We start from the raw sequence: 21,878 nt of genomic DNA on the forward strand, positions 1-21,878 counted from the left end.
TTTCCATGCGGCATCCCACGGCCTACTGACGGGTATCAATCGGCGTCGTAAGCGGCAGCCAGAAGCTGCACCGCCTCGGCGAAACTGGCACCCTGCGCCTTGGCCGCCGCGGAGTAGCTCGCAGCGACTGCCGCCAATGCGCTCCAGCGGTCATCCCGTGCGCACACGACTGTTCCGTTGCGCCCACGGGTTGCGACTACTCCCGCAGCTTCAAGTTCCTTGTAGGCACGGGCCACCGTGTGGGGAGCGACATCCAACTGTTCGGCCAAGCTCCGCACAGCCGGAAGTTTGCTGCCGACAGCCAGGGTGCCGCCGTCGGCCAATTCGATGATGCGGAGCCGAAGCTGCTCGTACAGGGCAACGGTGCTGGACTGGTTGGGACGCCAGGAACCTGGAAACTCAAGCGGGCTCATGAGGCTTCCCTGCCGCCCTGGCCGGCGCGATGCTTGGCGGACCTCACGGGCATCTCGGCGAGCTCCCCGCCTCCCGAGGCAAACTGTGCTTCATGCAACCGGGCATAGTGCCCGCCAAGCTTCAGCAGGGAATGATGGGTGCCGTGTTCAACGATCCGTCCGTGGTCCATGACGAGAATTAGATCAGCGTCGCGGATGGTGGACAAGCGGTGCGCAATGACGAATGACGTCTTGTTGCTCCGCAGCCTGTGCATCGCTTGCCGGATAAGGACTTCCGTGCGGGTATCCACCGAACTTGTCGCCTCGTCCAGGATCAGGATGGGGCGCCCGGAGAGCCGTGCCCGCGCGATGCTCAGCAATTGCCTTTGGCCCTGGCTGAGGGGATCTCCTCCGTTGCTGAGCATGGTTGAATACCCGTTGGGCAGCGAGCGGACAAAGTGGTCAACGTGGCTCGCCTCGGCGGCGGCCACGATTTCGGCCTCGCTGGCACCTGGCCGTCCATACTCGATGTTCTCCCTGATGGTCCCGGTGAAAATCCACGGGTCCTGGAGGACGACGCCGAAATTCCGGCGGAGCGCGTCACGGCGCATGCCGGCGATGTCCACGCCGTCGATCGTGATCCTCCCGGATGCGAGTTCGTGGAAGCGCATGAGGAGGCTGACCAGCGTGGTTTTGCCCGCTCCGGTGTGCCCGACGATCGCCACCGTCTGTCCCGGTTCAACATGGAAGGACAGGTCCTGGATCAGGGGGGCATCCGGCCGGTAGCTGAAGGAGATGCGTTCGAAGGCAACCCTCCCGGCAGGAAGATCAAACCGCCCATCAAAGCCCGGGCGGGCGTCGGCCCGGGAACCAGCGCCCGGCTCCCCGGGCTCCCCCGTTATTTCATCGGCGTCCAACAGTTCGAAGACCCTGCTCGCGGATACTGCGCACGATTGCAGTACCTGGGCCATGCCGCCGATCTGTCCAAGCGGCTGGCTGAAGAGCCGGTTGAATTGGATGAACGCTTGAATGCCGCCAATACTCATCGCTCCGGCAAGGAATTGGAGGGCACCAACGATCGCAACCCCCACATAGCTGGCGTTCGACACGAAAGCCATGAGCGGTACCAGCAATCCCGAAGCGAACTGTGCCTTGGAACTGGCGGCGTACAGGCCATCGTTGTGGGCAGCGAAGCGGGCCGCAATGGCGGGCTGGGCGTTGAAAAGCTTGATGGCCTCATGGCCTGTTGCCGTTTCCTCCACGAGTGAGTTCACGTCGCCCGTGGCCTCCCACTGCCGGACGAAGTATTTCTGCGAGCGTCGGGTCACGACAATCGAGGCCAGGGCCGATACCGGAACGGCCAAGAGGGACACGACGGCGAGGAGGGGCGAAAGGAGGAGCATCATCCCGAGGGAACCGAGGACCATCAACGTTGAGGTCAAGAGCTGGGAGAGGAGCTGGTTGAGCGTCTGCGACACGTTGTCGAGGTCGTTCGTCGCACGGCTCAGGACGTCGCCCCGGGAACGGCCGTCGTAGTACGCCACGGGAAGCCGGTGCAGTTTCGCTTCCACGGCTTCCCGGAGATCGTGTGCGAGGCGCTGCACGGCGAGGGCGTTGAGGCGGCCCTGCGCCCAGCTGAACAGCGCCGTGACGCAATACATGGCTGCGGCCACGAGCAGCAGGGAGACAAATCGCGCCGTGTCGAACTTCGCCCCGAACACTGCGGCCGCGATGACGTCGGTGGCGTCGCCGAGGATTTTGGGCGCCACGACATTGAGGGTGACGAAACCGCAGATGCACAGGATCGCCACTGCCATGATTCCCCGGGCGGGCTTCATCAAGCCCACCAGGCGGAGGAGCGACCGCGATGGTTTCCCTGTGACGGCGAGGAGCTCGCTTGCGCTGCTCACGCGGCTTCTTCCGTTTCCAGCTGGGACGCCACGATTTCCCGGTAGGTTTCCGAGGAACCAAGAAGTTCGTCGTGGGTCCCCCGCGCCACCAGGCGGCCCTCGTCGATGAGCAGAATCTGGTCCGCCGACACCACGGTGTTGACGCGTTGGGCGACGATGATGATGGTTGCCCCGCGCAGTTCCGGCTCAAGCGCGGCACGGAGCTTTGCTTCCGTGACGGTGTCCAGCGCCGAGAAGCTGTCGTCAAAGAGGTAGACGGATGCCGGGCGCAGAATGGCGCGGGCTATGCACAAACGCTGTCGCTGGCCGCCGGAGAGCCCGGCGCCGCCTTGGGACAACATGGTTTCCAGTCCTTGCGGCAGCTCATTCACGAAATCCGCTGCCTGCGCGGTTTCAAGGGCATGCCACAACTGGGAATCCGTGGCCGAGGGCAGCGAAATCCGCAGGTTCTCGGCGATGGTTCCGCGAAACAACCAGCTCTCCTGGGGCACGACGCCGAGCTGCTCGCGCAAGGCCCCGAGGGGAACCCCGGCAATGTCCCGGCCATCGAGCGAAATGCTTCCGCTGCTCACCTCGAGCAGCCTCGGCACCAGGCTGACGATGGTCGACTTGCCGCTTCCCGTGGAGCCGATGACCGCCGTCGTGGTCCCCGGAGCCGCATGGAAGGTGATGCTGTCGAGTACGGGCGTTTCGGCTCCAGGGTAGGCGAAAACGACATTCTCGAAGCGCAAGCCTTCGGGCCTCGCGGGGCGGACCAACCCGCCGGCACCGTTGCCCGGCAAGACCGTTTCGGAATCCGTGTTGAGCACCTCGGTGACGCGCTCGGCGCTGACAGCCGCGCGGGGCGCCGTGCTCAACACGTACATTGCCATCATGATCGCAAGGAGGATCTGCATGATCTAGGCGATGAACGCCGTGAGTGCACCCAGCTGCATGTCTCCGGCGATGATGCGGTGGCCGCCGAGCCAGACCACGCCCGCGGAGGAGAGGTTGACCACGATCATGACGAGCGGAAGCATGGCCGCGACGATCCGGGCAGAACGGAGATTGTTCTTTGTCAAGGCGTCGTTGGCGGCCTCGAACCGTTTCATCTCAAAGGGCTGGCGGACGAATGCCCGGATGACCGCGGTCCCCAGGATCTGTTCGCGGAGCACGCCGTTTATCCGGTCCACCAGGTTTTGGCCCTCGCGGTACAGCGGGACGAGCTTGCGCACTATCAACAGCATGATGAGCAGCAGCACGGGAACAATCGCGAAAACGATCCAGGACAGGGCCACGTCCTGTTCGACGGCGAGGATCACGCCGCCGATACCCATGACGGGAGCTGCCACCAGCATGCTCAAAACGAGCACCGTGATGTTCTGCAGTTGCAGGACGTCGTTGGTGGTCCTGACCACAAGGCTGGCCGGTCCGAACGCCGCCACGTCCTGGTCCGGCAGGGAATGTATTTTGTCGAACAGTTCCTGCCGCAGTCCGCGGCCGACCTTCATGGCGACAATGGCTCCAAGGTAGCCGGCCAGCACGGCGGCGAGCACCTGGATGACCGTGAGGACCAGCATCCACCCGCCGAGGCGCAGGATCACCCCGCTGTTCCCGGCGACGAGGCCGTCGTCGACGATCTTGGCATTGAAGGTGGGCAGGAGGAGTGTGGCGCCGGTCTGGACAAGCTGCAGGAGAACGATGGCCAAGACGTGGCTCTTGTAGGGAGCCAGGCGCTGCAACAGCAAGGATGCCAGCACATTGCCTCCAATCGTTGGCCTCCGGAGCCGCGGATTTCACACGATGCCGCCCCTGGATCGCGTTGCCATTGTAGTTCAGATCACAGTGCGAATCCTTGTCATCAGGGCGTTTCCGGAGTCCTTTGGACCTGGGCCGGCTCAGCCCTGTTTTTGTGCCACCGCAAGAATCCTGCGGAACGCAAACAGCGTGCCGTGCCGCCCCCGTGGATAGGCCTCGCGGAGGGCCGCCGCGTAGTGGTTTTCGAAAGCGCGCGCTTCGGCTTCGGGGAGGGCTGCGAGCACCGGACGCAGGCCGGTTCCCCGCACCCACTCCAGGACCGGATCGGCTCCCGGCAGAAGTTGCTGGTAGGTCGTTTCCCAAGCGTCGGCTGCGCATCCGGCGTCGAGCATGATCCGCAGGTAGTCGGCCGGTTCCCCGACGGCGTCGTCGTGGCGAAGCACGCCGGACAGCTTCCCGGACCATTCGGGCGAGGCGGCCAGTTCGCGCATGAGCACGTGGGACGGCGCACCGAAGTTTCCGGGGACCTGGAGCGCAAACCAGGCTCCCGGTTTCAGCGCTTCAAGCCACGCGGCGAGCATCGTCAAGTGGCCCGGCACCCATTGCAACGCCGCGTTGCTGACGACGACGTCGGTGTCCGCTTCCGGCGTCCACCCGGCGATGTCGGCGTGCACGAACGAAAGAGCAGGGTGCGCGGCAGCGAGGGCGTGGGCTTTGGCCAGCATGTCCGCTGAGGAGTCCAGCCCGACGACGGCGGCGCGGGGCCACCGCGTCGCGAGCGTCGCCGTCAGGTTCCCCGGGCCGCAGCCCAGGTCCACGACGTGCCGCGGATCCTCCGCCAGGATCCTCGAGGCCAGGTCAAAGAACGGCCGGTCACGGTGATTGCCGAACTCGACGTACTTGGCTGGATCCCACTTCACTGCATGCTCCATCGTCGGTCTCCGTCGTCTGCTCCACCCACACTAAGCTGGAAGGCAATGAAACTTCTTGAGCAGCTCACCGACGGCGCACGCGTTGACCCGGACGAAATCTACACACGCTTCGTCGAATGGACGGAGAGCCGCGGGCTCCAGCTGTACCCTGCCCAGGACGAAGCCATCATGGAACTAGCGTCCGGTTCCAACGTCATCCTGGCGACCCCCACCGGCTCTGGAAAGTCCCTCGTGGCGATCGCCGCGCACTTCGAGGCGATGTCCCGCGGCTTGCGCAGCTACTACACGGCCCCCATCAAGGCCCTGGTCTCCGAGAAGTTCTTCGCCCTCTGCGACATTTTCGGAGCGGAGAACGTGGGCATGATCACCGGTGATTCGGGAGTCAACCAGGACGCCCCGATCATCTGCTGCACCGCAGAAATCCTCGCCAACATCGCCTTGCGCGAAGGCAAGGAGGCCGAGCTCGGCACGGTCATCATGGACGAATTCCACTTCTATTCCGATCCCCAGCGCGGTTGGGCGTGGCAAGTGCCGCTCCTTGAGCTCCCCCAGGCCCAGTTCCTGCTGATGTCGGCCACCCTGGGAGACGTCAGCCGCTTCGAAGCCGGCCTGAGCGAACTCACCGGGCGGTCCACTACCACCGTGAGTTCGGCCGAACGGCCCATCCCGCTGCATTACTACTTCCAGGAAACGCCGGTCCACGAAACCCTGGAGGAGCTGCTGAGCACCAAGCAGGTTCCCGTGTACGTGGTGCATTTCAGCCAGGTCGAGGCCATCGAGCGTGCCCAGAACCTCATGAGCGTCAACATGTGCACCCGCGAGGAGAAGGACAAGATTGCCGAGCTGATCGCCGGTTTCCGGTTCGCCGCCGGCTTCGGCAAGACCCTGAACCGGCTGGTCCGCCATGGCATCGGCGTCCACCACGCGGGCATGCTGCCGAAGTACCGCCGCCTCGTGGAGCAATTGGCACAGGCAGGACTCCTGAAGGTCATTTGCGGCACCGACACGCTCGGCGTCGGGATCAACGTTCCCATCCGCACTGTCCTCCTGACGGCGCTCAGCAAGTACGACGGCGTCCGCACCCGCCTGCTGAACTCCCGGGAGTTCCACCAGATCGCGGGCCGCGCCGGCCGTGCGGGCTATGACACTGCCGGAACGGTCGTGGTGCAGGCTCCCGAACACGTCGTGGAAAACGCGAAGGCGATGGCAAAGGCCACCGCCAAGTTCGGCGACGACCAGAAGAAGCTGAGGCAGGTCGTGCGGAAGAAGCCGCCGGAAGGCTTCGTGTCCTGGGGGCAGCCCACCTTCACCCGTTTGGTGGAGTCCGTGCCGGACCCGTTGACCTCGAGTTTCACCGTGACCCATGCCATGCTGCTCAACTTGATGGAGCGCCCTGGCGACCCGTTCGCCGCTGCCCGTCGTCTCCTGACCGAAAACCACGAGGCGCGCCCCGCCCAGCTGCAGCTCATGAAGAAGGCCTTGGGCATCTACCGCGAGCTGCTGGCAGCCGGCGTGGTCGAACGCATTCCCGAGGCCGAGCAGGAGAAAGAAGGCCGCTCCGTGCGGTTGACCGTTCACCTGCAAGCCAACTTCGCGCTGAACCAGCCTCTTTCACCGTTCGCGCTTGCCGCGCTCGAACTCCTGGATCCGGAGTCGCCGTCGTACGCCTTGGACGTGGTGTCCGTGATCGAGTCAACCCTCGAGAAGCCACGGCAGATCCTGTCTGCGCAGCAGAAGAAGGCACGCGGCGAGGCCGTCGCCGCGATGAAGGCCGATGGCATCGATTACGACCAGCGAATGGCGATGCTCGAAGAGGTCACCTACCCCCAGCCGTTGGCGGAGATCCTCGGCGAAGCGTTTGAGGTGTACCGGAAGGCTGCACCCTGGGTGGGCGACTTCGAGCTTGCTCCGAAGTCGGTGGTCCGCGACATGTATGAGCGCGCCATGAATTTCGGTGAGTTCGTGCAGTTCTATGGGCTCGCCCGCTCCGAAGGGATCGTGCTGCGGTATCTGGCCGATGGGTTCAAGGCCCTGCGCCAGACCGTCCCCCAGGACTCCCTTCGCGAAGACCTCGAGGACCTCATCGCCTGGCTGGGTGAACTGGTCCGCCAGGTCGACTCGAGCCTGCTCGACGAGTGGGAAGAGCTTACCTCCGGGGTGGCCCCGACGCCGCACGACGCTCCGCCTCCCGCGCCGCCGTCGCTCACGTCCAACATCCGCGCCTTCAGGGTCATGGTCCGCAACGAAATGTTCCGGCGCGTTGAGTTGTTCGCGGACGAGGATGCGGCCGCCCTGGGCGAGCTCGACGCCGGCAGCGGCTGGGATGCGGAACGCTGGGAAGACGCTTTGGACGACTACTTCGACGAACACGACGACATCGGAACCGGCCCCGATGCCCGGGGCCCGGGACTCCTCATGATCACCGAGGAACCCGGCGTCTGGCGCGTACGGCAGATTTTCGATGACCCGGCCCGCAACCATGACTGGGGCGTGTCCGCCGAAGTGGACCTGGCAGCCTCCGACGAGAGCGGCACGGCCGTGGTCAGGGTGACCGCGGTCAACCGTCTCTAGGCGCCTAGTAAGCTCGAATCATGAGTGTTATCCGCCCAGCCACATTATCCGATGTTCCCGCGATCCTGCAGATGATCCACGAGCTTGCGGTCTACGAAAAAGAGCCCGACGCCGTGAAGAACACGCCGGAAATGCTCACCGAGGCTTTGTTCGGCGAAAATCCGCGGGTGTACGCACACATGGCGGAAAACGCGGCCGGGGATGTCCAGGGCTTTGCCTTGTGGTTCCTGAACTACTCCACGTGGGAAGGCGTCCACGGCATCTACCTCGAGGACCTCTACGTCACTCCCGCTGCGCGAGGCGAGGGCCACGGGAAGGCGCTCCTGCGGCACCTGGCCGCGACCGCCGTCGAACGCGGCTATGCGCGGGTCGAATGGAGCGTCCTGGACTGGAACGAACCGTCCATCAACTTCTACCGCAACCTCGGTGCCGTTCCGATGGACGGCTGGTCCACGTTCCGCCTGAGCGGCGACGCCCTGGGCGCCTTCGGCAGCGATGACAAGGTCATGGCCCGTGGCTGAGCGCACGGTCGGGGGTCTCGCTGAGCCCATGGTTGGGCAAGCGGCGCACACCATCCGGGCAAGGCACGAATTCCGGGGTGTCCGCACCACCGAGCATTTCTTCACCGTCCCGCTCGACCATTGGGCGTCCGGAGGTGAAGAAGCTCCAGGCAACGCGAAAACGATCACCGTCTTCGCGCGGGAGATCGTCTCTGCCGAGCACTCGGAAGAGGACGCGGACCGGCTGCCGTGGTTGCTCTACCTCCAAGGCGGCCCCGGCGGACGCGGCACCCGGACCACCTCCCTGTCCGGCTGGATGAAGGCTGCCGCAAGGAGTTTCCGCATCCTGATGCTGGACCAACGCGGCACGGGCCTGTCCACGCCGGCGGACCGCAACACCTTGCCGCTCCGGGGCGACGCGGCAGCGCAGGCTGGCTACCTCGCGCATTTCCGGGCGGACTCGATCGTCGCCGACGCCGAACTCATCCGGAAGGCGCTGGGCTCGGAGCCGTGGACCGTCCTTGGCCAGAGCTTCGGCGGTTTCTGCGCGCTGACCTACTTGTCCTTCGCGCCGGAAGGCTTGAGCGAAGTGCTCATCACGGGCGGGCTGGCGCCGTTGGAAGGCCCGGCCGAGCGGGTCTACCGGGCAACCTTCCAACGGGTTGCGGAACGTAACGCGGAATACTTCGCGTGGTACCCCGAGGACCGCGGCCTGGTCACCCGGATTGCGCGGCATCTGGAGTCCACGGAGGAGCGGCTGCCCAGCGGGGAACCACTCACTCCGGAGCGCTTCCAAATGGTGGGATCGTTCCTGGGCGGAAACGCCCGGGTGGATGCCCTGCACACCCTCCTGGAGGATGCGTTCGTGCCCACGCCCGACGGAGAACGGCTCTCCGACGCCTTCCTCGAACAGGTCCACGGGCTGGTCTCCCGCGCATCGAATCCGCTGTACGCGGTGTTGCACGAGTCCATCTACGGCCAGGGCCAGGCCACCGACTGGGCGGCGTGGCGGGTGGGCTCGGAATTCCCGGAATTCCGTCCCGACGCCGCAGAGCCGCTCCTGACCGGCGAAATGGTCTACCCCTGGTACTTCGAGCAGGATCCGGCGCTTGTGCCCCTTCAGGAAGTAGCCGCGCTGTTGGCCGCCAAACAAGACTGGAAACCGCTCTACGATGTGTCCCGGTTGAAAGCGAACACCGTGCCGGTCGCGGCTGCCGTGTACCGCGACGACATCTATGTCGACTTCCAGCTGTCCATGGAAACCGCCGCGGCGGTACGCGGACTGCGTGCCTGGACCACCGGAGACTTTCACCACGACGGCATCGGCGAAGACGGGGAAGGAATCTTCAACCGGCTCCTGGGAATGGCCCGCGGCCAGAACTGAGCCCAGGCCAAAGCGCTGACCGGGGCTCAGTTCTGCTGTGTCAATGGCTCGGCGGTTGTTAGTGGCCGCTGACCTTGTTCATGCTCTTGCGGGAGTCCTCCTCGAGCCGGGCATCCAGTTTGGATTTCGCAGCCGCCGGGGTCAGCAGGCTCGCGACAACCGCCACCACGATGGTGCCGATGATGACCGCCAGGGACACATAGGTCGGGATCTCCGGCGCCCAGTCAATATGGTGGCCGCCGTTGATGAACGGCAGTTCATTGACGTGCATGGCGTGCAGGACCAGCTTGACGCCGATGAACGCGAGGATGACCGACAAGGCGTGCTTGAGGTAGATCAAGCGGGTCATGAGTCCGCCCAGCAGGAAGTACAGCTGGCGAAGGCCCATCAGGGCGAAGATGTTCGCGGTGAAGACGATGAAGGCGCTCTGTGTCAGTCCGAAAATGGCCGGAATGGAATCCACGGCGAACAGGAGGTCCGTCATGCCGATGGTCACGAAGACGATCAGCATGGGAGTGAACAGCTTCTTGCCGTCGACCGTGGTCCTCAGCTTGCCGCCGTCGAACTTCTCCGACATCGGGACAACTTTGCGGATGCGGGCAATCAGCGGACTTTCGGCGGCGTCTTCCTCGTCTTCGCCGTTGTCCGTGGCCTGCTTCCATGCGGTCCACAGCAGGAACGCGCCGAAGATGTAGAAGACCCAGCTGAACTGCTCAATCACCACGGCGCCAAGGGCAATGAAGATACCGCGCAGGACCAGGGCAATGATGATGCCCACCATGAGCACTTCCTGCTGATACTTACGGGGCACCGAGAACCGCGCCATGATGATGATGAAGACAAAGAGATTGTCGATACTCAAGCTGTATTCGGTCACCCAACCGGCGATGAACTGGCTGCCATGCTCCGGGCCGGCAAACGCGAACATCGCCCCGGCGAACACCAAAGCGAGGGTGACGTAGAAGGCGACCCAGAGGCCTGCTTCCTTCATGGAGGGTTCATGCGGACGTTTGATCACCAAAAGAAGGTCGACAAGGAGGATGATTCCGAGAACGACGAAGGAGCCGATCTCAAACCAGGCGGGGAGTTGCATCAAGAATGCCTTTCGCAGGTACGCCAAAACGGCGTAAGTCTCTCCGACCTGCCTGCGTGTCCATGCTCAATAGGCAATCAACGCTCAAACGGCGATCCGCTAGGCCCGGCGAGGCGTCTGTGCCTTGCGTGTTGACGGACTTAGCGCTTGGGATACTCCCCTACGTAGGCCCAACTTTACCCTAGGCATGCCCGGCGGACTGCATCTGGCGTAGTTCGCGCTTGAGGTCTCCCACCTCGTCACGGATCCTCGCTGCGATCTCAAACTGGAGTTCGGCGGCGGCCGCATGCATCTGCTCGGTCAGTTGTTCGATCAGACCCACGAGGTCTTCGGCCGGCGCCGCGGCCAGGCCGTCTTGACGGACCTTCGAAGCGCCCTTGCCCTTGCCGGTCCGGCCGCCCTTTCCGGCTGCGGCCAGCAACTCGCGGGTGTCGGCGTCTTCGCGGGCAAGTTGATCGGTGATGTCTGCGATCTTCTTGCGCAACGGTTGCGGATCCACACCATTGTCCGTGTTGTACTTGACCTGGATTTCCCGGCGGCGGTTGGTTTCCTCGATGGCCTTGGCCATGGAGTCGGTGATCCGGTCGGCGTACATGTGGACCTGGCCCGAGACGTTTCGGGCCGCGCGCCCGATGGTCTGGATGAGGGACGTGGCAGAACGGAGGAAGCCTTCCTTGTCGGCGTCGAGGATGCTGACAAGTGACACTTCGGGCAGGTCGAGGCCCTCGCGGAGCAGGTTGATGCCCACCAGGACGTCGAAGCTGCCCATGCGGAGTTCCCGGAGCAGTTCCACGCGCCGGAGGGTGTCGACGTCGGAGTGCAGGTATTGGACCTTGACCCCATGGCCCAGCAGGTAGTCGGTGAGGTCCTCGGCCATGCGCTTGGTCAGCGTGGTGACCAGCACGCGTTCGTCGCGCTCCACCCGGGTCCGGATTTCCCCGAGGAGATCGTCGATCTGGCCCTTGGTGGGCTTCACGATGACTTCGGGATCGATCAGCCCGGTGGGGCGGATGATCTGCTGGACGGTCCCGTCGGCCTTGCCGAGCTCATATTTTCCGGGGGTCGCGGAAAGGTAGACGGTCTGGCCCACCCGCTCCAGGAACTCATCCCATTTGAGCGGCCTGTTGTCCATCGCGGAAGGCAGCCGGAAGCCGTGGTCCACGAGGGTGCGCTTGCGCGACATATCGCCTTCGTACATGGCGCCGATCTGTGGAACGGTGACGTGGGATTCGTCGATGACCAGCAGGAAGTCGTCCGGGAAGTAGTCGATGAGGCAGTGCGGGGCCGTGCCGGAGCCGCGGCCATCGATGTGCCGCGAGTAGTTCTCGATGCCGTTGCAGAATCCCATTTGCTGCATCATCTCGAGGTCGTACGTGGTGCGCATGCGCAGCCTCTGGGCTTCCACCAGCTTGTTCTGGCCTTCGAGGACCTTGAGCCGCTCGGCGAGTTCCCCCTCGATGGCGGTGATGGCGCGGGACATGCGTTCCGGACCGGCGACATAATGCGAGGCCGGGAAGATGTACATCTCGGTTTCCTCGCGGATGACATCGCCCGTGACCGGATGCAGCGTGTAGATGTTCTCGATCTCGTCGCCGAAGAACTCGATGCGCAGGGCCAGCTCTTCGTACATGGGGATGATTTCCACGGTGTCTCCGCGGACGCGGAAGGTGCCGCGGTGGAAGTCCATGTCGTTGCGGGTGTACTGCATGCCGACAAACTTGCGCAGGAGATCGTCCCGGTTCATTTCGGCGCCTTTGGTGAGCGTGACCATTCCGGCGATGTATTCCTCCGGGGTGCCGAGGCCATAGATGCAGGAAACGGTAGCCACCACGATGACATCCCGGCGGGTCAGCAGCGCGTTGGTAGCCGAGTGCCGCAACCGCTCGACTTCCTCGTTCACGGAGGAGTCCTTCTCAATGAACGTATCCGTCTGCGGAACGTAGGCTTCGGGCTGGTAGTAGTCGTAATACGAAACGAAGTACTCCACCGCGTTGTTGGGCAGCAGTTCCCGGAACTCGTTGGCGAGCTGCGCGGCAAGGGTCTTGTTCTGGACCATCACCAGGGTGGGCCGCTGGACCTGCTCGATCAACCAGGCAGTGGTGGCGCTCTTGCCCGTACCGGTGGCGCCGAGCAGCACGACGTCTTTTTCGCCGTTGTTGATCCGTTCAGTCAGCTCCGCAATGGCGGCCGGCTGGTCACCTGCCGGCTTGAATTCGCTGATGACCTCAAAGGGCGCGACGACGCGGTTGATCTCCTGGGCAAGACTCATGAATCCAATGTACCCCCGCCCGCGGACAGTTACTGTCCGCGTTTTCTAGGCTTGCGCCGCGGAGTACGACGGCGGGTGCCAGCCGCTGCTTCCGGCCCAGGAGTCCATGAGCGGCCAGGCGACCTCGGTGAACCACGGCTCCTTGGCTTCCGCGTACGCCAGGGTCCTGCGGTCTCCGGCGTGGAGCGCGGCGAGCTCGTGCTTCAGGTCCGCATACATGCGCAGGGCGTCGGGGTTGGCGCGGAGCCAATCGCGGAACAACAAGGCATAACGCCACCCCGGACTTCCAAGGACCCGGACGTGGACATTGGCGGGCCGTCCGGGGTCGGCGTTGCAGTGGAAGCGTTTTTGCCATGCCAATGGATCCAGGTCAGGCGGCTTGGGGGTGTCGCGGGCTGAGGCCTCCCGCAACGGGAAGCCGGCCTCGCCCAGGGCCCGGGCTATCCGGTCGGCGGCGTCCAGCGAGGACACATTCACTTGCAGGTCGATGACGTCCTTTGCAGGAAGGCCGGGAACCGACGTCGAACCGATATGGTCTGCACCCAGGACCTCAGGAGATACCCGCCGGATCCGGGCAAGCAGACGTTCAGCCTGGACCGGCCAGTCGGGGTTTGGCGGTGACAATACGGGGCCGCTGGTTCGTGGCGCCGGCCGGTCGGCCGCAAGATTGCGTGCGAACGGGACCAATCGCTCTTCCCACAAGGCGTCCACGAGTGCGGTGATGTCCTGCACGCTTCCCGAGTTGTCCAACACGATGTCGGCCGCCGCCAACCGTTCATCCCTGCTGGCTTGAGCGGCCATGCGGGAGACCGCGTCCTCGGCTGTCATGCCGCGGTTCTCCGTCATGCGCCGGATCCGTTCCCCGTCCGGGGCGTCGACCACCAGCACCAGGTGGAAACTGCTCCCCTGCGCGGTTTCGACCAGCAACGGAATATCCTGGACGACGATGTCTCCGGGTTTCGCGGTCGCGAGCATCCCGGCAGCCCGCTCCCTCACGCGCGGATGGATGATCGCGTTGAGTGCTTCCCGGCGATCGGGCTCAGCGAAGACAATCGCGCCGAGGCGTGCACGGTCAAGGCGACCCCCGGCGTCGACGATGTCTTCACCAAACTCGGCCACGACGCCCGCCAAGCCCGGCGTGCCCGGCTCCACGACTTCGCGTGCCAGAGCGTCGGCGTCGATCAAGACGGCGCCCAACTCCCTCAGCCGGGCGGACACGAGTGATTTGCCGGAGGCGATCCCGCCGGTAAGTCCAATCTTCAGCACCCCTCCACACTAGACTGGGTCGGTGGCAGAACAGGAAGAAAGCCGGGCGACCTCGTACACAACGTTGGCCCCCGGTGACGGTTTCCGCCATGAACTCGAGATCAAGCGTTCGCGCTTCATCACCGTGCTGCGCCGCGCCTCCGACGAGGATGCCGCCCGCGCGTTGGCGTCCGGACTGCGCAAGGAATTCCATGACGCCCGGCACCATTGCTCGGCATTCGTCCTGGGCCCTGATCGCGCCATCCAGCGTTCCAACGACGACGGCGAGCCCTCCGGAACTGCCGGCATCCCCATGCTCGAGGCGCTCATCAAACGCGAGACACTGCCCGGGGTGACTGACCTCAGCGACGTGAGCGCCGTCGTCGTCCGCTATTTCGGCGGGATCCTCCTGGGCGCCGGCGGACTGGTCCGTGCCTACTCCGAGTCAGTCTCGGCCGCTTTGGACTCCGCTCCCCTGGTTCAGCGGCGTCGCCTGCGGATGTGCGACATCCCGGTGCCCCACCACGCGGCCGGAAAGCTGGAAAACGATCTGCGCTCCGCGGGCTACGTCATGGCCGAAACAAGCTACGGGCCCTCAGAGACGATCCTGCGCGTGGCCCTGCCCGATGATGCAAACGCAATCGCCGACGCCGGTGAGCGGCTTGCATCCATGACCGCAGGCGCCTCGGGACTCCAGTTGCGTGGAACGGAATGGGTCGACGTCCAGGGCTGAGCTTCCACACAGGGACATGCCCACCCCTTGTCACTACCACTGGACATAGTGGGTATATGCCCAGTCCTTGCTGCGAACGAGGGGCATGTCCCGTGGGGACCCGGGACACGGCTGGGCTTCCACGCAGGGACATGCTCTCCCCCGACCACCACCACTGGACATAGTGGGTATATGCCCAGTCCTTGCTGCGAACGATGGGCATGTCCCGTGGGGACCCGGGCAAGAGCAACCCGGGCAGGAGTAGGACAGGGTTAAACAAAAGCGGCTCCTGCGATTCGTGAATGAATCGCAGGAGCCGCTTTGATCCGGCCCGGAAATCCGGGCCGGGGGCAATTAGTTGCCGGTCAGCTTCTCGCGCAGAGCTGCGAGGGCCTCGTCGGATGCCAGGGTGCCCGCGTTGGACTCGGCGACAGCCGGCTCGGAAGAGTAGCTGGTGGTACCGGAGTCGCTCTCGCCGGAAGCGGCAGCAGCGGCGTCGTCAGCAGCGTGCTGGGAAACCTGCTTCTTGTGAGCTTCCCAACGTGCCTGGGCGTCAGCGTACTGCTGCTCCCAAGCGGCGCGCTGCGTCTCGTAGCCCTCGAGCCATTCGTTCGACTCGGGGTCGAAGCCCTCGGGGTACTTGTAGTTGCCCTCTTCGTCGTACTCAGCGGCCATGCCGTACAGAGCCGGGTCGAACTCGGTGCTGTCAGCGTCAACGCCCTCGTTAGCCTGCTTGAGGGAGAGGGAGATGCGGCGGCGCTCGAGGTCGATGTCGATGACCTTGACGAAGAGCTCGTCGCCAACAGAGACGACCTGCTCAGCAAGCTCAACGTGGCGGACAGCCAGCTCGGAGATGTGGACGAGGCCTTCGATGCCGTCTTCGACGCGAACGAACGCACCGAACGGAACCAGCTTGGTGACCTTACCCGGAACAACCTGGCCAAGGGCGTGGGTGCGGGCGAAGGTCTGCCACGGGTCTTCCTGCGTAGCCTTGAGGGACAGGGACACGCGCTCGCGGTCCAGATCCACTTCGAGGACCTCGACGGTGACTTCCTGGCCGACCTCGACAACCTCGGACGGGTGGTCGATGTGCTTCCAGGACAGCTCGGAAACGTGAACCAGACCGTCTACGCCGCCAAGGTCCACGAATGCACCGAAGTTGACGATGGAGGAAACGACGCCGGGACGAACCTGGCCCTTTTCCAGCTTGTTGAGGAACGTGGAGCGAACCTCGGACTGGGTCTGCTCGAGCCACGCACGGCGGGAAAGAACAACGTTGTTGCGGTTCTTGTCCAGCTCGATGATCTTGGCTTCGATCTGCTGACCGATGTACGGAGCAAGGTCGCGGACGCGGCGCATCTCGACGAGGGATGCGGGCAGGAAGCCGCGCAGGCCGATGTCGAGGATAAGACCACCCTTGACAACCTCGATGACGGTACCCGTGACGACACCGTCTTCTTCCTTGACCTTTTCGATGTCGCCCCAGGCACGCTCGTACTGAGCACGCTTCTTGGAGAGAATCAGTCGGCCTTCTTTGTCTTCCTTGGTGAGCACCAGGGCTTCGACCTGATCGCCAACGGAGACGACGTCCCCGGGGTCGACATCGTGCTTGATGGAAAGCTCACGGGAAGGGATGACACCTTCGGTCTTGTAACCGATGTCGAGCAGAACTTCGTCGCGGTCAACCTTGACGACGATACCTTCGACGAGGTCTCCGTCGTTGAAGTACTTGATGGTGGCGTCGACAGCTGCGAGGAAGTCCTCAGCGGTACCGATGTCGTTGATCGCGACTACGGGGGTACCGGGCTTCTCGGTGGAGGTGATGGTCATGTAGTAGGGGCTCCGTTGTGGATAGAGTATCGGTCAGGCAAACCGCCCGCTTTCCGTCGCCGGTCCGCAGGACACGGCAAAACGCCGGGTCATCCTGAATTGTGGATTGTAAATTTGCGCGCAAGTAGTATGCGCCCGTTCATTCTAGTCGTTCGCCTCAAGGAGGGTCAAAGCGGCAGCGTGTCACCAAGCCGCGCGAACGTCACGCCACGGTCCATCAGGCTTGGGAGGGCTCGTGCATATCCCTCAGCGGTGCCGCTCGTGGGCTGGTTGAAATGCGAGATCACAATGTGGCCGGCGCCCCGGCCTGCGGCGATTTTTCCCACCTCGCCCGCGACCGTCGGGGCCGGGAAGGTCGCGCCGCCGTCGCCATTCACCGTGAAGCTCACCGGAACCAGTCCGAGGGAATTGGTGATCGCTGCCGCGACGTCGTCATAGTAGGCGGTTCCCGCCCTGAAGAAGCGGGGAGCCTTGCCGCAGAGCCGCTCCATGACTTCCTGGTTGCCCATGATTTCGTCATAAACCTCGCCGGCGTTGGACGTGCCGGTGATGCCGTATGCCGAGCGCCCGCTGACCGAAAGGGGCTGGTGCCGGAAGCCGTGGTTGCCGAGCTCGAACAAGGGATCGGCCGCGAGATCAGCCGCCAGCCCGGGGTTCGCCTTGATCCAGCGACCGTTGACAAACAGCGTGGCGGGAACGTTGAACTTGCGCAGGGTCTGGAGAAGGCGGTGATCGCATTCCGAACCGTTCGGACCACCGCAAGCATCAAACGTCAGGACCGCATGAGGGGACGTTGTCTTCGACACCACGCCGACGACGTCGAGCCCCCATTGGACGGGCTTGCGCCTGGAGTATTCGGCCACAACCTGGGATCTCGACGGCAGCGCGGGCCGCGTTTCGGGCACGACCGGATGCTGGCCTATATCCTCCACGACCGGCGCTGAACCCGACGCGGGGCGGGATGCGGGTGCAGCTGCCGGTTGTTGGGCGCAAGCCGCCAGGCCGGTTACTGCGAGTCCGGCGGCAGCCGCCAGCAACGACCGCCGGCCCGGCAGCCCTGATGGGCCGGAGGAGTGTCCCCCCGGCTGGAATTCCCCCATGGAATCCTCTTCTGTTGGTTGGTTCTGCGTACGGAGATGTGCCTAGAAGTGTGTGAGGCAATGGGCCGGACGTTCGACGGCGAACATGTGCTGGGCAGCCAATGCTGCTCCGGGCGTGTGCTCGCGGATCCGGCCTGCCGAAGCCAAGATTACAGGACTGACGGCGCCCAGAAAGACCGACCCCAAATCCGTGACATCCATGCTCAGGTCCGGGCTCATGTCCTGGCTCCCGCCACCCGCCTCCCTGACGGTTACGACGCCGCCGTCGGACGTCAATTCCCACGTACCGTCGGCAAAACCCAGCGCGTCCCTGACTTGCAGCACCAACCGCCCGTCGGCCCCGTAGCGCCGTGCCGACAGGGCTTCCGGGACGTCCAGGACGCGCAGCCACAACATGTCGCGGTAGTCGGATGACGTGACGCAGCGCCCGTCCACGAGCGCCCACGCGAGAGGGTCTTCAACGGGCGCGTCAGGCCAGGAGACCTGGTCGACGAGGTCCAGGCTGCCCAGGAACTGCCACAATTCCAGGTAGGCGGAGTCCGACGCGGCGACGAGGTCCACGATTTCCACCGTGTATGGCTTCGTATCCCAACCGGCGAACTTGTAGGAGACGTAGCCGTCAACTGTGGCGTCCGGTGCGTAGTGGAGCGCACATTTGATGGCTCTGTCCTCGCTGCCGTCGCGCTTCATGGCCCCGGACACGTGATGGCGGTAGGAGTCCTGCCTCACGATGGACCCCGGCGTACGGTGGTGAACCTGTCCGAAAACCTCGGGCGCGAGTTCGAGGAGGACCTTGGGATCCGCGATCTCCACCCGGCCAACGGGCTCGTGCCGGATGCGGAATTTCGGACCGGTGTCCACCTTGATGCTGCGCTCGAAGGTTGCGACGCCGAAGCCGAAGCGGCCGTAGATGGACGCCTCGGATGCGGTCAGGGCGGCCATGGCGAAGCCATCGTCCTTGGCATCGGCGAGATCCGCGGTCATCATTCCCCGTAGGATGCCATGGCGCCGGTGCGTCCCGCGGACGGTGACGGCGGTGATCTGGCGGGTCCGCAGTTCCTGGCCGAAGCCGACATTCAGTTTGTTTTCCAGCGTTCCAAAGGTAGCCACCGGAAACCCCGGGTTGAGCGCGTGCAAGGGTGGTTCTTCGTTGACGTAGACGCCGGTCAGCTCGCGGTTGTCCGCTTGGTACATCGCGAGGATCTTGTCGATGAGCTCATCGCTTCGCTGCTCGTCGTGGAATCCGAAGCCGACGGCGCGGAGCCACTCACGTGCTTGTCCGTAGTCCGGGTTGTCCTTTCGACGGAACGAAAGCGCTTGACGTTGTATTTTTCGTTGGTTTCCCTGGGATCAGCCACGTCCCGAGCCTAGCCAGACAGCATGGGGGCACGCCACCATCCCGGCGGCGTGCCCCGTTGAAGCCTGCAACCAGGCCGGTGCGCCTGCTAGTGCCCGGCGTCGTACCAGCTGGAGCCGACGCCTACCTGCACGTCCAGTGGCACCGTGAGCCGGGCCGCCGTCCCCATTTGTTCAGTGACGAGTTTTTCGACGGCTTCGCGTTCGCCGTGCGCCACCTCGAGCACGAGTTCGTCATGGACCTGAAGCAGCATCCGGGACTTGAGTCCCTGGCTGGTCAGCTCGGCCGAAACGCCGAGCATGGCCCGCTTCATGAGGTCCGCCGCCGAACCCTGGATCGGCGAGTTCAGTGCAATGCGTTCGGCGATCTCACGGTGCTGGCGGTCCGTGCTGGTCAGGTCCGGAAGATAGCGACGGCGGCCCTCGATCGTGGCGGTGTAACCATCGATCCGGGCCTGCTCCACCACGCCGCGCAGATAGTCGCGCACGGCGCCGAAGCGGTCGAAGTAGTCCTTCATGAGGGTCCTGGCTTCGTCGACCGAGATTTCCAGCTGCTTGGACAGGCCGAACGAGGTCAAGCCATACGCCAATCCATAGGACATGGCTTTGACCTTGGACCGCATGGCACTCGTGACGTCTTCCGGTGCCACGTTGAAGATGTGCGAGCCGACGTAGCGGTGCAGGTCCTCACCCTCCTTGTACGCCTCGATGAGTCCTTCGTCCCCGGACAGGTGGGCCATGATGCGCATTTCGATCTGCGAGTAGTCGGCCGACAGCAGGCATTCGTAGCCCTCGCTGACGACGAAGATCCCGCGCACGCGCCGGCCTTCCTCACTGCGCACCGGGATGTTCTGCAGGTTGGGGTTGTTGGAGGAAATGCGTCCGGTGGCCGCGACGTTCTGCGCGTACGTGGTGTGGATGCGGCCGTCCTCTGCCACCGATTTCTTGAGAGTCTCCAGCATTTGGGCCAGCTTGGAGGATTCGCGGTGGGCCATGAGCTGAACCAGGAACTCGTGGCCGGTCTTCTCCAGGAGGGCCTTCAGCGAGGCGGCGTCCGTTGTGTAGCCGGACTTGATCTTCTTGGTTTTGGGCAAGCCGAGTTCTTCGAAGAGGACCGTCTGGAGCTGCTTGGGCGAACCGAGGTTGACCTCGTGGCCGATTGCGGCAAATGCCTGCTCCTGGGCGTTGTCGATGACCTTGGCGAGGTCAGCGAGCTGCTCGTTCAGCCGCTCCGTGGAGATGGCGATGCCCGAGAGCTCCATCTGGGCCAGGACCCGTGCGACCGGCAGTTCCAGAGTGGTCAGGAGCGCCTCGGCCTTGCGTTCCGCGAGCTCGCTTTCGAAGTGCTTGCTCAGCGCGTGCACGACGGCGGCCTGCTGGACGAGCGCGCTGGCTGCGGCACCGTCCGGCCCATCGCCGAATTCGAGTTCCAGCTGCCCTGTTGGCGCCGCCGCAGCCGCGACAGTGATCCTCAAGTGGTGCTGGGCGAGTTCGGCGAGCTCATAGCTGCGGCGGTCCGGCTGGATCAGGTAGCCCGAAATGGCGGTGTCGTCCACCACGCCTTCCAGGCCAAGTCCCCGATGGTGCAAGGCCTTCAGGGCGTCCTTGAACTCGTGCATGACCTTGGCCTCTTCGGGATCACGCAGCCACTTGGCCAGGACGGCATCGGCCGCCGCGTCCAGGGACGACAGCTCGATGTAGGCAGCCCCGTTGGACCGCACGATGGCCAGGGCAGCGGCGTCGTCGCCAATCCGTCCCGGAACCAACTGCACGGCGACCGCGGCACGGCTCCCCGCACCCCCCGCGAAGAAGGCCTCCAGGGCGGCTGCGTCTTCCAGGACCGCGTAGTCGGGCGCGTCGATGGTTTCGGCAGGCGCGCCGGCGGTGTCATCGCCGTAGAGAGCGAACAGCCGGGCGCGGAGGGTCCTGAATTCGAGGGTGTCGAAGAGCGTCTCGACCTCTTGGCGATTAGGACGCGGCTCCTCGAGTTCGGCGAGCGTCACAGGGAGCTCAAGGTCGCCCAGGAGCTGGTTGAGGCGGCGATTGCGCTTGACGGCGTCGATGTTTTCCCGGAGGGCTCCACCGACCTTGCCGCCGATGGAATCCAGGTTCTCCAGGATCCCTTCCAGGCCGCCGTAAAGGTTGATCCACTTGGCTGCGGTCTTGGGGCCGACGCCGGGAACGCCGGCGAGGTTGTCGGCGGACTCCCCTACCAGCGCGGCGAGATCGGAGTAGCGGGAGGGGGGAACGAAGTACTTCTCTTCGATGGCTGCCGCGTCCATGCGGGGAATGTTGGAAACCCCCTGTTTCGGGTACAGGACGAACACGTTGTCTGTAATGAGCTGGAAAGCGTCACGGTCCCCCGAAACCAGGAGGACTTCGTAACCTGCGGCCTCGCCCCGTGCCGCGAGCGTGGCGAGGATGTCATCGGCCTCGTAGCCGGGCATCTTGATGGTCTTGATCCCCCAGGCCGCCATGACCTGGTCGATGAGATCGATCTGCCCGCGGAATTCCGGGGGCGTTTCGTTGCGGCCACCCTTGTATTCGCTGTACTCCGCCTTGCGGAACGTCGTGTCGTCCGAGACGTCGAAGGCCACTGCAACGTGGGTGGGCTTCTGGTCCTTGATCAGGTTGATCAACATCGAGGTGAAGCCATGCACGGCGTTGGTATGCTGGCCCGAGGAAGTGGCGAAGTTCTCAGCCGGCAGGGCATAGAACGCCCGGAACGCCATCGAGTGTCCATCGAGGACCAGAAGCCTCGGGCGGCCAGCCGCCGCGGTGCCCGCAATGGTTGCCGAAGGGTCTGGTGCCGTTGCGGTGGCAGTTGACGTTGACGTTGGAACTGAG

16 protein-coding genes are annotated in these 21,878 nt (G+C 64.3%); 4 read left to right on the forward strand and 12 right to left on the reverse strand.

Going from position 1 to position 21,878, the window contains the following annotated elements:
* Positions 1–35: 35 nt before the first annotated feature.
* From OIT41_RS11505 to OIT41_RS11520, 5 genes are all read right to left on the reverse strand, one after another.
* A complete protein-coding gene (locus OIT41_RS11505; RefSeq protein WP_078108788.1) occupies positions 36–413 on the reverse strand; it encodes a GntR family transcriptional regulator in 378 nt (125 codons plus the stop codon).
* Positions 410–2,230 carry an ABC transporter ATP-binding protein gene (locus tag OIT41_RS11510; protein ID WP_241707839.1) on the reverse strand — a complete coding sequence of 607 codons (1,821 nt, stop codon included), beginning with the start codon at positions 2,228–2,230 and terminating at the stop codon, positions 410–412. Before OIT41_RS11510 ends, OIT41_RS11505 begins: the two co-directional genes overlap by 4 nt.
* A gap of 68 nt (positions 2,231–2,298) precedes the next feature.
* Entirely contained in the window at positions 2,299–3,198 is a 900-nt protein-coding gene (locus OIT41_RS20875; RefSeq protein ID WP_319801820.1) for an ABC transporter ATP-binding protein, read from the reverse strand.
* 3 nt (positions 3,199–3,201) lie between these two features.
* Positions 3,202–4,041 (reverse strand): ABC transporter permease, encoded by an 840-nt coding sequence (locus tag OIT41_RS20880; RefSeq protein WP_319801821.1) that lies wholly within the window; start codon positions 4,039–4,041, stop codon positions 3,202–3,204.
* Between the two features lie 138 nt (positions 4,042–4,179).
* On the reverse strand, positions 4,180–4,959 hold the full coding sequence (locus OIT41_RS11520; RefSeq protein WP_264636486.1) for a trans-aconitate 2-methyltransferase: 780 nt from the start codon (positions 4,957–4,959) through the stop codon (positions 4,180–4,182).
* A 57-nt stretch (positions 4,960–5,016) separates the two neighbouring features.
* Between OIT41_RS11520 and OIT41_RS11525 the strand changes: the two genes are divergently transcribed.
* From OIT41_RS11525 to OIT41_RS11535, 3 genes are read left to right on the forward strand one after another with little or no spacing between them, the layout of a single operon-like run.
* A complete protein-coding gene (locus OIT41_RS11525; protein ID WP_241707777.1) occupies positions 5,017–7,542 on the forward strand; it encodes a DEAD/DEAH box helicase in 2,526 nt (841 codons plus the stop codon).
* A 20-nt stretch (positions 7,543–7,562) separates the two neighbouring features.
* Positions 7,563–8,063, forward strand: coding sequence for a GNAT family N-acetyltransferase (locus tag OIT41_RS11530; RefSeq protein WP_241707778.1), 501 nt, complete (start codon positions 7,563–7,565; stop codon positions 8,061–8,063).
* A gap of 28 nt (positions 8,064–8,091) precedes the next feature.
* Positions 8,092–9,426, forward strand: coding sequence for an alpha/beta fold hydrolase (locus OIT41_RS11535; RefSeq protein WP_241707840.1), 1,335 nt, complete (start codon positions 8,092–8,094; stop codon positions 9,424–9,426).
* 58 nt (positions 9,427–9,484) lie between these two features.
* Here OIT41_RS11535 and OIT41_RS11540 read toward each other — a convergent pair whose 3' ends face one another.
* The 3 genes from OIT41_RS11540 to coaE form a co-directional block, all read right to left on the reverse strand.
* Positions 9,485–10,519 (reverse strand): TerC family protein, encoded by a 1,035-nt coding sequence (locus OIT41_RS11540; protein ID WP_078108784.1) that lies wholly within the window; start codon positions 10,517–10,519, stop codon positions 9,485–9,487.
* Positions 10,520–10,700: 181 nt separating this feature from the next.
* A complete protein-coding gene (uvrB, locus tag OIT41_RS11545; RefSeq protein ID WP_241707779.1) occupies positions 10,701–12,788 on the reverse strand; it encodes an excinuclease ABC subunit UvrB in 2,088 nt (695 codons plus the stop codon).
* 45 nt (positions 12,789–12,833) lie between these two features.
* The gene (gene coaE, locus OIT41_RS11550; RefSeq protein ID WP_241707780.1) at positions 12,834–14,054 is read right to left on the reverse strand and encodes a dephospho-CoA kinase; all 1,221 of its coding nucleotides are present in this window, start codon (positions 14,052–14,054) and stop codon (positions 12,834–12,836) included.
* A 22-nt stretch (positions 14,055–14,076) separates the two neighbouring features.
* Here coaE and OIT41_RS11555 point away from each other — a divergent pair, with 22 nt between their 5' ends.
* Positions 14,077–14,766 (forward strand): IMPACT family protein, encoded by a 690-nt coding sequence (locus OIT41_RS11555; RefSeq protein WP_241707781.1) that lies wholly within the window; start codon positions 14,077–14,079, stop codon positions 14,764–14,766.
* Positions 14,767–15,099: 333 nt separating this feature from the next.
* On the opposite strand, the gene rpsA is transcribed toward OIT41_RS11555, so the two are convergent.
* The 4 genes from rpsA to polA all read right to left on the reverse strand — a co-directional run bounded on the left by rpsA (position 15,100) and on the right by polA (position 21,763).
* On the reverse strand, positions 15,100–16,575 hold the full coding sequence (gene rpsA / locus OIT41_RS11560; RefSeq protein WP_234749534.1) for a 30S ribosomal protein S1: 1,476 nt from the start codon (positions 16,573–16,575) through the stop codon (positions 15,100–15,102).
* Between the two features lie 167 nt (positions 16,576–16,742).
* Positions 16,743–17,480, reverse strand: coding sequence for a polysaccharide deacetylase family protein (locus tag OIT41_RS11565; RefSeq protein ID WP_241707782.1), 738 nt, complete (start codon positions 17,478–17,480; stop codon positions 16,743–16,745).
* A gap of 237 nt (positions 17,481–17,717) precedes the next feature.
* Positions 17,718–19,004 carry a GNAT family N-acetyltransferase gene (locus OIT41_RS11570; RefSeq protein ID WP_264637956.1) on the reverse strand — a complete coding sequence of 429 codons (1,287 nt, stop codon included), beginning with the start codon at positions 19,002–19,004 and terminating at the stop codon, positions 17,718–17,720.
* A gap of 116 nt (positions 19,005–19,120) precedes the next feature.
* Positions 19,121–21,763, reverse strand: coding sequence for a DNA polymerase I (polA, locus tag OIT41_RS11575; RefSeq protein ID WP_241707841.1), 2,643 nt, complete (start codon positions 21,761–21,763; stop codon positions 19,121–19,123).
* Between the last annotated feature and the right edge of the window lie 115 nt (positions 21,764–21,878).

Source organism: Arthrobacter sp. YA7-1, from assembly GCF_025960325.1.
Classification (GTDB): Bacteria; Actinomycetota; Actinomycetes; order Actinomycetales; family Micrococcaceae; genus Arthrobacter; species Arthrobacter bambusae_A.